General features: G+C 45.0%; 10 protein-coding genes. All 10 read left to right on the forward strand.

Translation table 11 applies throughout. The features are described 5' to 3' along the window. Nucleotides 1-334: 334 nt before the first annotated feature. The 10 genes from BK127_RS08925 to BK127_RS08970 all read left to right on the forward strand — a co-directional run bounded on the left by BK127_RS08925 (nucleotide 335) and on the right by BK127_RS08970 (nucleotide 12,836). Nucleotides 335-1,651, forward strand: a complete 1,317-nt coding sequence (locus BK127_RS08925; protein WP_076229694.1) for a sugar phosphate nucleotidyltransferase — start codon at nucleotides 335-337, stop codon at nucleotides 1,649-1,651. Nucleotides 1,652-1,678: 27 nt separating this feature from the next. Continuing rightward, nucleotides 1,679-1,927 (forward strand): hypothetical protein, encoded by a 249-nt coding sequence (locus BK127_RS08930; RefSeq protein ID WP_076229695.1) that lies wholly within the window; start codon nucleotides 1,679-1,681, stop codon nucleotides 1,925-1,927. After that, nucleotides 1,906-4,263: a cyclic di-GMP-binding domain-containing protein, MshE-related gene (locus tag BK127_RS08935; protein ID WP_083689194.1), complete on the forward strand. Its 2,358-nt coding sequence runs from the start codon at nucleotides 1,906-1,908 to the stop codon at nucleotides 4,261-4,263. The genes BK127_RS08930 and BK127_RS08935 overlap by 22 nt, the downstream gene beginning before the upstream one ends. A 4-nt stretch (nucleotides 4,264-4,267) precedes the next feature. Next, on the forward strand, nucleotides 4,268-5,908 hold the full coding sequence (locus tag BK127_RS08940; protein WP_144026413.1) for an ArnT family glycosyltransferase: 1,641 nt from the start codon (nucleotides 4,268-4,270) through the stop codon (nucleotides 5,906-5,908). Further along, entirely contained in the window at nucleotides 5,862-6,842 is a 981-nt protein-coding gene (locus tag BK127_RS08945) for a glycosyltransferase family 2 protein (RefSeq protein WP_076229696.1), read from the forward strand. Before BK127_RS08940 ends, BK127_RS08945 begins: the two co-directional genes overlap by 47 nt. Further along, nucleotides 6,839-7,237: a GtrA family protein gene (locus BK127_RS08950; protein WP_076229697.1), complete on the forward strand. Its 399-nt coding sequence runs from the start codon at nucleotides 6,839-6,841 to the stop codon at nucleotides 7,235-7,237. Before BK127_RS08945 ends, BK127_RS08950 begins: the two co-directional genes overlap by 4 nt. A gap of 462 nt (nucleotides 7,238-7,699) precedes the next feature. Continuing rightward, complete coding sequence (ilvB, locus tag BK127_RS08955; RefSeq protein WP_076229698.1) at nucleotides 7,700-9,439, forward strand: biosynthetic-type acetolactate synthase large subunit; 1,740 nt, start codon at nucleotides 7,700-7,702, stop codon at nucleotides 9,437-9,439. Beyond that, nucleotides 9,436-9,924 (forward strand): acetolactate synthase small subunit, encoded by a 489-nt coding sequence (ilvN, locus tag BK127_RS08960; RefSeq protein WP_076229699.1) that lies wholly within the window; start codon nucleotides 9,436-9,438, stop codon nucleotides 9,922-9,924. Before ilvB ends, ilvN begins: the two co-directional genes overlap by 4 nt. A gap of 159 nt (nucleotides 9,925-10,083) precedes the next feature. After that, the gene (gene ilvC / locus BK127_RS08965) at nucleotides 10,084-11,076 is read left to right on the forward strand and encodes a ketol-acid reductoisomerase (RefSeq protein WP_076229700.1); all 993 of its coding nucleotides are present in this window, start codon (nucleotides 10,084-10,086) and stop codon (nucleotides 11,074-11,076) included. A 203-nt stretch (nucleotides 11,077-11,279) separates the two neighbouring features. Continuing rightward, nucleotides 11,280-12,836, forward strand: coding sequence for a 2-isopropylmalate synthase (locus tag BK127_RS08970; RefSeq protein WP_076229701.1), 1,557 nt, complete (start codon nucleotides 11,280-11,282; stop codon nucleotides 12,834-12,836). Nucleotides 12,837-13,045: the final 209 nt, after the last annotated feature.

Here is a 13,045-nt window from a genome sequence, read left to right on the forward strand (position 1 = left end):
TGTTATCATCAATAATAAAAAACGCATTTTCCTGAATCTTGATTGAGGGAAACGCGTTTTTTTGTTTTTCAGATTTTTTTCAGAAGTTGATGTTACTTTAGTTAACGGTACTAAGGTAATGAATTCATGCTTTTCTAACAAATGTCCTTGAATTGAACGTAACTTAACTATATTCTAATATTTGCTTAATTGTTTTGAAAACAATATATGGTATCATAAATATAAATCTAATCCATAGGACTTATTACCTAAATGCTGGAATTGATCTTTTTCGTGAATTTTACGTATATGAAGTTAAAGCATATTTGATTATAGAGAGATTAGGTGAGTGGTTATGAACATCATATTGCTTTCCGGTGGTTCTGGGGTAAGACTATGGCCTTTATCTAATGAGCAGCGTCCCAAGCAATTCATTCCTCTAATTAAAGATCACAGCGGCCAGCCGAAATCCATGCTTCAGCATGTGTGGAGTCAATTGAAACATCGGAATCTACATAACTCTACGGTTATCGCAACCTCGGTGGGACAGCAGGCGTTGATCCATGATCAGATTGGTCGGGAAGTGGATTTGGTGCTTGAACCGGAAAAACGTGATACGTTTCCTGCCATTCTGTTATCTGTTGCTTATTTATACTCGCATCGGGGTGTTTCCAGAGATGAGCCTGTTGCGGTGATGTCGGTGGATAGCCGAGTCGAAGATTCATTTTATGATGCGCTCATCAACCTGCCGGAAGCATTGGAAAGTACGGGGGCTAATGTAGCTTTAATGGGTGTGAAACCGACATTTCCTTCTCGGAAATATGGTTATATTGTCCCGGAGCCAGATACAGAGAAGTTGCCGATTATGACGATAGAGCGATTTTATGAAAAACCAAATGCGCAGGATGCTGCTCTATATATAGAACGCGGCGCTTTGTGGAACTGTGGTGTCTTTTGCTTCAAGGTGGGTTTTCTATTGGACTTGCTGGCCAGCATGGGGCTTCCGCAAACCTATGAGGAGCTGCTGCTTGTATACAGTCAACTGGAGATTCGAAGCTTTGATTATGCGGTTGTAGAGCGGGAACGACGAATTGCTGCGCTGATGTATACCGGTTCATGGAAGGATATGGGAACATGGTGCACAGTGGCAGAGGAGCTAAATGATCCGGTTGTCGGTAAAGGCTTCCTTGGCAAAGACAACAATCAGGTACAAATTGTGAATGAATTGGATATTCCTATTATCGCAGTGGGACTTTCCGATATTGTTATTGCCGCGAGTAAAGAAGGGATTCTGGTAAGCCACAGAGGATCGGATGCGCAGCTAAAAGAAGCCGTACAGCTTATGAAAGAAAGCTTGCTGCCAAAGAGTGACTCCATCGAAACTCACAGCCGTTTGGTAGATCGCTCCGTATTTGCGGATGGTACGATCGTAACGACCCAAAGGATTCATTTGAAGGCAGGGATGGAACGGATATTTGAACCCCTGATGGATGGAAGAAGGCAAATTGTTTCCTGGACTGTGATGCACGGAAGCTCCAGAGTGGTTAAAAATAAAGAAGGTATCGTCGTATCAAGCGGCTGGAATGTGACATTGGAAAATCGTGATGAGGCAGTGATACAAGCATTAGGTCCTGTTGATCTTCTGGAAATAACAACCATCACTAATCTATAAATAGGCTTGAACTGGAGGATGGCTACTGTGAGAGAAAGAACTGTTGTCAGGGAAAAGAGATCGCTGATCGGGTATGATGACGAAAAAGTAAAATCGTATATCCATTCTCTGCAATTGGAAATTAGAGCTCTTGAGAGACGACGTCGGGAAGATCATCAAGTATTTATGAATCAAAGCGCGGAGCTGCTTGGTGAAATCGATCAATTGAAACAGAAAGCCCATGAACTTGATCAAATGGAAAACAATTTAAAGCAATGGATCCAACGAAACCAGTAAAAACGTTTGGTTTAGCTTGGCTTGGGCTCCGCAAAAGCTGGACCAACGAACGAATTAAAGAACTGGATGAGCAGCTATCCAAGCAAAAAAAACACCATGAGCAGGATGAAAAGCGAAGAAGGCTTCGTTTGGAAGAATTGGGTCGGCAGAAAGAGTATTTGCAAAAAGAAATCGAGGATCGGGAACGATTCATCGATCAGCTGATAACACAAAAGCTGAACATTATGGACCGGAAAGGCTTTGAGCCTTCTTTTGATGATCGGGTCAAACAGAAGCTTCGTCTCGGTGATCTACTGGTCGCAGAAGGTTTGATTTCACAAATACAATTGAATCAGGCGATGGAGCGTCAGAAATCATTTGGTGGCCGTTTGGGTGATCTTGTTGTGGAAATGGGCTTCACCAAAAAGGATTTGGTTACTGCCATTATCAATCAGCAATCGCAAAAAGGCCGTCTGGGGGATATGTTGGTCGAAACGGGTGCGATTACCCAGCATCAGCTTAATGAAGCATTGGGTATTCAGCGGAAAAGTGGCGGCATGCTGGGTGATATTCTGATGTCCCTGCGCTCGATTGATCCTGAGAAGCTGTATCGACATATCGCAACGCAAAATAATCTCGGACGCATCGGTACAGAATATGCTTTTGAAGATATGTTGTACAAGCTGCCTGAGGCTTTGGCTAGACAATATGATGCTGTAGTTATTAATAAAGATTTAAATCGATTTTTGGTTGCTGTAGGCGGACCTTTGTCCGATGAGGCGAGTGCAGAGATTGAGGGACTGCTTGGTCTGCCTATTGAACAGGTGCTCGCAACACGAGATGAAATGGAGTTTTTCTGGAAGGAAGTCTATCAATCGGAATTGATGGTCGAGAGCACGCAAAAGCTGGTTAATGAACAGCCACAAAATTCGGCGCATGTCACGTTTACGAAAGCTCAAATATCGACTGCTGTTATTTGTGTCTTTGTCTTCCTTGTAAGTCTTGTTATCGATTGGTTTCACACTTTAATTGTTATGAATATAGCTGTGCAAATTTTTTATTTCTCCATGACACTTTTTAAATTTATGATTATTATGTTTGGTACTCGCGAGAATGCTCAGATGAGGTTCACGAAGGAAGAAATTGATGCTATTGATGAAAGATCACTTCCAGTCTATACCATCCTTGTTCCCATGTATAAGGAAAGTCAAGTGATTCCGCACTTATTGAGCAATATTGAGCAAATCGATTACCCGAAAGCCAAGCTTGACGTTCGTTTATTAATTGAGCAGGACGATGTGGAAGCCCAGGAGCTTTTGAAGGAAATGGACCTGCCTCCTTATTATACAACGATTGTAGTGCCACACAGCTTGCCCAAAACGAAGCCGAAAGCCTGCAATTATGGATTAATTCGTGCACGTGGCGAGTATGTTGTTATTTATGATGCAGAGGATCGTCCAGACCCCGATCAGCTTAAAAAGGTGCACGCTGCCTTTGTCAAAAATGAAGATAATTGTGCCTGTATTCAAGCAAAACTTAACTATTTCAATAGCGATCAGAATTTGCTGACCCGATGGTTTACTCACGAATACAGCATGTGGTTCGAGCTTCTGCTGCCTGGTGTTATGCAATTGGATATCCCGATTCCATTGGGGGGGACTTCCAATCATTTTAAAATGAAGGTTCTAAAGGAAATTAATGCATGGGACCCTTATAATGTAACAGAGGATGCTGATTTGGGTATTCGACTTTATAAATCAGGTTACACGACGGCTATCGTAGATTCCCGAACCTGGGAGGAAGCCAACAGCCGCGTTGGAAACTGGATTCGGCAGCGTTCGCGCTGGATCAAAGGCTACATGCAGACTTGGCTTGTTCACATGCGTAATCCGTTTAGGCTGTATAAAGAGCTGGGCCTTAAAGGGTTTATGGGCTTTCAGGTGATGGTATTGGCAACGCCGATGCTGCCACTTTTAAATCCGTTTTACTGGGTAATGATCATCATGTGGTACGCTTGGAAGGTACAATGGATTCCGCAGTTTTTCCCGGGGCCGATCTATTATCTGGCTTCTGTTGAGTTTTTAATTGGAAACTTTTTATTCGTATTTGGTAATGTGGCTGGTATTTATTGGGTTATCCATGATTTAGAGAAGCGAAAGGAAAATATTTTCTCCTACAGTCTCGTCAAATATGCACTGTTAACACCTGCTTATTGGGTGCTCATGAGTTTAGCTGCGGTTAAGGCTGCATGGCAGTTGATTACAAAGCCATTCTATTGGGAGAAAACAACCCATGGCTTGTCAAAAGTTGCCCCTGGTTCATTCTCAGCCAATAGCGCTAGTCAGGATGGGGGATAGAAGAATGCCTGTCATGCATCGAAGTGTTTATTGGGTATTATTTCTCTTGTTATTCACGTTAGAGTTTTCGGCTGGTTTCTATGTTAGCCACGTTATCGGTTATGTGCATTCCGATTCCATGAGCCGTGTGGCCAATGCTTTTTATGTATTGTACAGCCGTGACCCCCATTTGGGTGCGATTGGATTTGTATGGAATCCGTTGCCTAGTGTTATTGAACTGTTTCTGCTGCTGCCTTATCACTGGTTTCCTGAGCTTGCCTCTTCGGCATTGGCAGGTGTGATCATGAGCAGCGTATTTGCCGGAATGACAGCTGTATTGCTGGCTCGTGCCGCTGTCGAGTTTGGTTTGTCTCGCAGGTTTGCCGTTATATTGAGTATAAGCTTCAGTTGTAATCCATTTATATTTTTATTCGGTGCTAACGGGCTCAGCGATGCCCCCTTTATATATTTTATCATGTCATCGGTTATTCACTTATGTCATTGGATGCACGGACGAAGGGTGGGCAGCTTGTTTAGACTCAGCTTCATGTTGGCTCTTGCTTTTTGGACCCGTTATGAAGCTGTGCCGCTTGGAGCTGCTTTGGCTTTGGCCGTTATCTTAATCGTATTCTGGATTCCGCCCAGTGATCCGAGAGTCGAGCCGCAGATTGAGCGTAATCTCAAGTTTAAACTGTTTCAGATTGAGGGAACCTGGGCGTTAATACTTGCTCCTGTGGTTTATTCTGGCTTGATTTGGATTTGGCTGAACTACTTGATTATGGACAACGCGCTTTATTTTCTGAATTCAGAATACTCCAACGTTGCGCAGGCTCAGGGACTTGGAACGGACCAGCAGTTCCTTGATATGCAGGGCAATCCGCTGCTCGGTCTGATTTTCGTAGCGAAGAAGACGATGTACTATTCCCTTCCATTATTGAGTATTGTGGTGCTTAGAATATGGAATCGAAGGTGGATGGTGTGGGACTTCCTGGTACTCGCTTGTTTGTTTGCCTCGATTCTTGCGCTGCAATTTCTGCTGCTGATGAAGGGAACCTCATACGGCTGGTTCCGTTATTTTATGTACGTTTTACCGATTACGGTAGCCTGGCTGCCCTATGAGCTGTCTCGCGTTAAACGATCGATGGTCAATTATAGTATCGTCCTGGCCGGCATGATCGCAAGTGGCTATATTTTGACACAAGCTTTAATGAGCCCTGTGATTGCGCCTGATGAGAATAAATTTCTGCATGCGAAGGAATATGCTGCGGGTCAGCAGATTGAGAAAGAAATTGCTAATTATTTGGATACCGAACTAGATGGCTACAATATACTGATGGATTCTTATTCCGCATATGCAATCATTCTGAACAGCAAGGCGCCGAGTAAATTTCTAATTACGAGTGATTTAATGTTTAAAGATTCCCTGCAGCATCCTATAGAAAACGGAGTCGATTTCATACTGAGTCCAAAGCCTGATAAAAGCTCAGCGTTAAGTGCAGACAATGCAACCTACCTTAATTTTTATGAGAAGGGCACCTCATGGACGCAGCTATACAAGGAGTTCGGAGGCAAGTGGAGATTGTACAAAATTATTCGACCAGTTGAAGGAGGTGGAAAAGATGAATCAGCCTATTCCGGAAATATCTATGGTGATCCCGGTTTATAATGAAGCGGTTCATATTGCTCATTCTTTGCTATTGATTGAAGAAGAACTAAAGAAGCTTACGTATTCGTATGAAATTATTGTTGTTGATGATGGTTCCAAAGATGCTACCTGGCAGCAGTTAACTTGGGTGGGTGAGCATTCAGAGCATTTTACGGGCCTGCGTCTTAGTCGTAATTTCGGTAAGGAGCTTGCCTTGTGCGCGGGCTTGGAGCATGCCAGAGGACAGGCTGTGATTGTGATGGATTCCGATTTGCAGCATCCTCCGGCCTTGTTAGCCGAAATGATACGATTGTGGCGTGAAGACGGTAAGGATATCGTGGAATGTGTCAAAGTAGATCGTGGGAGAGAATCACTGAACAAATCCCTCAGCTCTGCGATATTTTATAGTGTGCTTAATCGCTTGTCCGGATTCGATCTGCGTGGTGCGTCCGATTTCAAGCTTCTGGATCAAAAAGTGATTCAAGCATGGCGGGAGATGCCAGAGCGTAACATGTTCTTTCGCGGTATGACGGCTTGGCTGGGATATGATAAGGTACAGATTCCTTTCGAGGTGGCAGAACGAGCAGGTGGCAAAACCCAATGGCCGTTTCATAGCTTGCTGAAGCTGGCGGTTAATGCCGTTGTTTCCTTTTCGTCGATTCCATTACGCTTTGTCAGCTTGATTGGATTGGTTTTTCTGCTTGGAGCTATTATTTTAGGTGTTCAAACCTTGTATCAAAAATTTGTCGGCGACGCTGTAACCGGATTTACAACCGTTATCTTACTGCTGCTGGTTGTGGGCAGTGTCATTATGATCTCACTTGGTATCATCGGCGAGTATATCGCATCTATCTATAATGAGGTAAAAGGAAGGCCTCGATATTTGGTCAGTCAAAAAATTAACAGCGAAGCTGCCCCGGCAGAATTAGGCTTCAAGGTTAGCGAAGCTTTATGAAACGATTGATGTTGAAGTATGGAGTCGTTGGTTTGTTGGGGACACTTATCCATTTTGCTGCTTTGTTTGTACTGGTTGAAGCGTTCCATTTTAATCCGGTAGTGGGCTCCACACTTGGTTTTTTACTCGTTCTGATCATTTCGTATGTACTGAACAAATGGTGGACCTTTCAGGATGCCCCATCGGGCTGGAAGCCGTTCATGAAATACGTGGTTGTGTCCTTGACAGGATTGCTGCTCAATAGCGGTATTATGTACACGGTTGTCGACTGGCTGCACTGGAATTATTTGTTCGGTCAATGTATGGTTGTTCTGGCGGTTCCTCTCTCCAATTTTATTTTTAACTATTACTGGACCTTTCGCCAAGAGACCGTTAGTCCAAATAGTAAAGGATGAACCCCTGATAACCGTACTTCCGAGATAAGTTTGATAAGTTCTTGACTCTGCCAACGATTCGGCATATAATATTGTAAAAGTACAACAGATGTAACTGCAATGATGAGGACGAAGTTATAAGGGCCCTTATGATCCAGAGAGCAGCGGATTTGCTGAAACCAATGCCATTAATCCCTTATGTACGAGCTCACCTCGGAGCTGTTTTCCTGAAAAGTATGTTCACTGGATTCAAGAACATAGCTATTAGGGGAAAACGGAATCGCACACGTTATCGTGCTGAAGGTATAACAGCTATATGTATTTGCTGCGTACCTGCTAAGGTTATTTGCTGTGAGGCATTTAACAAACTCTGGGTGGTACCACGGAAGATTAGAACCCCTTTCGTCCCTTCAGGCGCTCTATTTGGCGTTTGGGATGAAAGGGGTTTTTAGGTATTCTCAATTTACGAGAGGAGGACAAATCATGATCGTTCAAACAACAAAAAAGTCAAAAGAACAGCTGCACAAGGAACTGCTTCAACCGGATGTAATTACAGGATCGGAAATGCTGCTTCGCAGCCTGCTACTGGAGGAAGTGGATTGCGTCTTTGGTTACCCCGGCGGAGCTGTATTATATATTTATGATGCTATGCACGGCAATCCTGATTTCAAGCATTTATTAACTCGTCATGAGCAAGGAGCTATACATGCAGCTGACGGCTATGCGCGTTCTACCGGCAAGGTGGGGGTCTGTATCGCGACTTCCGGACCTGGAGCAACGAACTTGGTTACGGGAATTGCCACAGCCTACATGGACTCGGTGCCGCTTGTAGTCATTACAGGCAATGTATCTACAGCTGTGATTGGAACGGATGCTTTCCAGGAAGCGGATATCACAGGAATTACCTTGCCGATTACAAAACACAGCTATTTGGTGCGTGATGTAAAGGATTTACCTCGCGTCATTAAAGAAGCTTTCCATATTGCTTCTACAGGTCGTAGAGGTCCAGTATTGATTGATATACCCAAAGATGTATCCAACGCAGAAGCGCCGTTTTACTACCCGGAAAAAGTAGAGATTCGCGGCTATCATCCAACTGTTCAGCCGAACAAGCTGCAGGTGGATCGGATGCTGGAGGCGATTGCTGAAGCTGAGCGCCCTATGATTCTTGCAGGCGGTGGTGTTGTGTACGCGGATGCGTCCAAGGAATTGCTGGAGTTTGTCGAGAAAACGCAAATTCCGGTAACAACCACACTGCTCGGATTAGGTGGTTTTCCAAGCGCAAATCCATTATGGTTGGGGATGCCGGGCATGCACGGAACATACGCGGCTAACCATGCGCTGCAAAATTGCGATTTGCTCATCGGAATCGGTGCAAGATTCGATGACCGGGTAACGATGAAGGTTAACGGATTTGCGCCAAAAGCGAAGATCGTTCATATCGATGTTGATCCTGCAGAGATCGGTAAAATTGTGGAGACCCATATCCCTGTAGTCGGTGATATCAAAGCGGTACTTCAGCTTGCGCTTCTGAAGGCGAAGAAATCACAATCGACTGCGTGGATCGAGCACGTTCAGGCGGACAAAGCTAACCATCCACTGCGCTATATTGATTCGGACACGGAGCTTAAGCCGCAGTATGTCATTGAAATGATTCATGAAACAACCAACGGTGACGCGATTGTTACGACAGATGTAGGGCAGCACCAAATGTGGACAGCCCAATATTATAAGTTCAACAAGCCGCGCTCATGGATCACTTCCGGCGGTTTGGGCACGATGGGCTTCGGATTCCCTTCCGCGATTGGCGCTCAGGTAGCTAACCCGGATCGAATGGTTGTTTCCATTAATGGGGATGGCGGTATGCAGATGTGCTCGCAGGAGCTTGCGATTTGTGCGATTAACCAAATACCTGTTAAAATTGTAGTTATCAATAATCAGGTGCTGGGTATGGTACGCCAGTGGCAGGAAATCATTCATGGCAATCGTTTCAGCCATATTGATCTGGCGGGCAGTCCTGATTTTGTTAAGCTTGCTGAAGCTTACGGCGTTAAGGGCTTAAGAGCAACGAATAAAGAAGAAGCCCGCCGCATGTGGCAGGAAGCACTGGACACCCCAGGTCCGGTACTCGTCGAATTTTTCGTCCGCAGGGATGAGAACGTGTATCCAATGGTTACACAAGGCTCGACGATAGATCAAATGATAATGGGGGATTCGGAATGAATCACAAACATACGATATCCGTTTTAGTGAATAACCAACCTGGCGTTCTGCAGCGGGTGTCCGGCTTGTTCGGACGCAGAGGCTTTAACATTGAGAGCATCTCCGTAGGAGAAGCCGAGGAACAGGGCTTGTCGCGCATGGTTATTGTGACAACCGGAGACGATAAAACCTTAGAGCAAGTATCCAAGCAACTGTATAAGCTGATTGATGTCATTAAAGTTATTGATTTGAGCTCCAACCCGATGGTTGCGCGCGAGCTGGCCTTGATCAAAGTCAGTGCAGACCCAAGCTTGCGTCCGGAAATTTTCGGATTAGTCGAAACGTTCCGTGCATCGGTTGTCGATATTAGCCCGTCGTCATTGATTATTCAGGTAGTAGGTGATGCCCTTAAGATTGAAGCTATGGCTGAGCTCTTGAAGCCTTACGGTATTCGTGAGCTTTCAAGAACAGGTGTTACGGCTATGGTTCGCGGCATCGTTAAGTAGTCAAGCAAAAAGTAGTTCAAGCAAACAAAACAAGGAAAACAGCTTTGTGAGTGGGGGATCAAGTGGATGACTTGATTATGGACAATGTGAACTTCGCAGCGTGTTGTCCGTTTGATCGCCCACTCACAGGGTTTTAAATTAAAGGAGGCAATCATATCCATGGCAGTTACAATGTATTATGAAAAAGACGCTGATCTAGGCGCACTAAAAGGTAAAACAATCGCAATCATCGGTTACGGAAGCCAAGGCCACGCGCAAGCGCAAAACCTGCGTGACAGCGGTCTGAAAGTTGTTATCGGACTTCGTCCAGGTAAATCGTTTGATCAAGCGAAAAACGACGGCTTTGAAGTATTTACAGTTGCCGAAGCTACTAAATTGGCAGATGTTGTACAAATCCTTTTGCCGGATGAAACACAAGCTAGCACTTACAACAATGAAATTGAGCCTAACCTGAAAAAAGGCGCAGCACTCGTGTTTTCACACGGTTTCAACATTCATTTTGGACAAATTGTTCCTTCAGCTGATAAAGATGTATTTATGGTTGCACCTAAATCCCCGGGTCACATGGTTCGCCGTGTATACGTAGAGGGCTTTGGCGTACCTGGATTAATCGCAGTTTATCAAGATGCTTCCGGTAAAGCCAAAGATCTTGGTTTGGCTTACGCAAAAGGTATTGGCTGCACACGCGCAGGATTGATCGAAACTACATTCCGTGAAGAAACTGAAACGGATCTGTTCGGTGAGCAAGTTGTGCTTTGTGGTGGTACTACTGCATTGGTTAAAGCTGGTTTTGAAACGCTGGTGGAAGCTGGCTACGAGCCTGAGATTGCTTACTTCGAGTGCTTGCACGAGTTGAAGCTGATCGTTGACTTGATGTATGAAGGCGGAATGGCTACAATGAGACATTCCATCTCCAACACAGCTGAGTATGGTGACTATGTTTCCGGACCTCGTATTGTGACAGATGAAACCAAAAAAGAAATGAAGCGTGTACTGACTGACATCCAACAAGGTAAATTCGCTCGCGATTTCATCTTGGAAAATCAATCCGGTCGTTCGTTCCTGACAGCAACTCGTCGTATCGAGTCCGAACATCCGATTGAAAAAGTTGGTTCACAATTGCGTGAATTGATGCACTGGATTAAAAAGTAAGTCTCGTTCGTTGATTGGCATATACAGATAACTGAGGTCGGCTTGAAGATAATGGGAATGCTCGCGGCGGTAACTCCACCGGTTTTCTCAGCTTCGAGCCGTACCTTTTTCTGCTTAAAGGCGAAGTAAATTTTGCTGAAGCAAAATTCGGTAGATGCTTACGAAGTTAGTTTTCTACGAAAACTTTTAGGAGGTGACCACCCATGAGAAAAATTTATATATTCGATACGACGCTGAGAGATGGAGAGCAATCCCCAGGCGTGAACCTGAACATGCAGGAGAAGCTGGAGATCGCATTGCAGCTGGAAAGGCTGGGTGTCGACCGGATTGAAGCTGGATTTCCTGCGGCATCTCCCGGTGACTTGGCGGGTGTGAACGCGGTAGCTCGTGCGATCAAGAATGCATCAGTTATCGGTCTGGCCCGTTCCCGTGAGCAGGACATAGATGCCGTGCGTGAGGCGCTTAAGGGTGCTCAGGACCCTTGTCTTCACTTGTTTTTGGCTTCGTCCCCCATCCATCGTAAGTATAAGCTGAAGATGAGCAAGGAGCAAATGCTGGAGACGGCAGATAAGGCCATCCGTTATGCCAAGAAGTATTTTGACAAAATTGAGTTCTCACCTGAGGATGCGGGTCGTACAGAGCTTGACTTCCTGTGTGAAGTCACAGCAATGGCCATTCGTGCGGGTGCAACGGTCGTTAATATTCCAGACACGGTAGGCTATTTGAATCCGAGTGAGTTCGGCAACATTTTTAAAGTGTTAAAGGAAAATGTGCAGGATATTGAAAAGATTCAATTGAGTGCACATTGCCATGACGATTTGGGGATGGCTACCGCCAATGCGCTCGCAGCCGTACTGAATGGTGCCGATCAAATTGAAGGAACGATCAATGGTATCGGAGAACGTGCCGGTAATACCTCGCTGGAGGAAGTGGCTATGGCACTGGAAACACGCCAGGACTTCTTTCAAGCCAAAACTTCATTGGTGCTTGGTGAAATTGCCCGTACGAGCCGTCTGGTCAGCAAGCTGACAGGTATGGTTGTACCTGGCAACAAAGCGATAGTAGGGGCTAATGCCTTTGCTCACGAATCGGGTATTCATCAGGATGGCATGTTGAAGGAAAAGACAACCTACGAGATTATGTCTCCGGAAATGATCGGTCTGAAAGAAAGCACACTCGTGTTGGGCAAACATTCCGGTCGTCATGCCTTCCGTGAAAAACTGATCGATATCGGGTATGAGCTGTCGGATGAACAAGTGAATACTGCATTTTCCAAATTCAAAGATTTAGCCGACAAGAAAAAGGAAGTTTCAGACGAAGATATCCGTGCGTTGATCGAAGAAAAGCTGATCGAAACACCGGAGGTATTCGCTCTGGATAACCTGCAGCTATCCTATGGCAATCAATCCGTGCCTACGGCAACTATCCGTGTCACTACCTTGGATGGTGGCGCTGTGGAAGAGGCAGCTGTTGGCAATGGATCGGTTGATGCGATCTACAAGGCTATTGATAAGGTAACCAAGGAAGAGGTTGAATTGGAAGATTATTCAATCAAATCGGTTACTCAAGGTAAGGATGCACTGGGCGAGGTTCACGTACTGATGCGTCAGGGAGATTACTCGGTTCAGGGCCGCGGGGTCAGTACAGATATTCTTGAAGCTAGTGCAAGAGCGTATATCGATGCCATTAACCGATTGATCGAAAAACGCAAAACACCTGCCCGCACACGGAACAGCCGTGATAACGTAACCTTGATTTAAGATCAAAGCATTAAAGCAAGCAATTGTGGCTTTACGGTCCTTACATCCAATAACATTCTGCTGCAGCGCTTTATGGCTTGCAGTGGAATGTTTATTTGTTATGCAGCAAGATAAATCACAACGTCCACTGCACTGGGAATATTTAAATGAAGGAATCTTTTTGTGCCTGCCGAATTGGATTAGAATAACGGATAACATGTCGAATCCAT

This window comes from Paenibacillus sp. FSL H7-0331 (genome assembly GCF_001956045.1).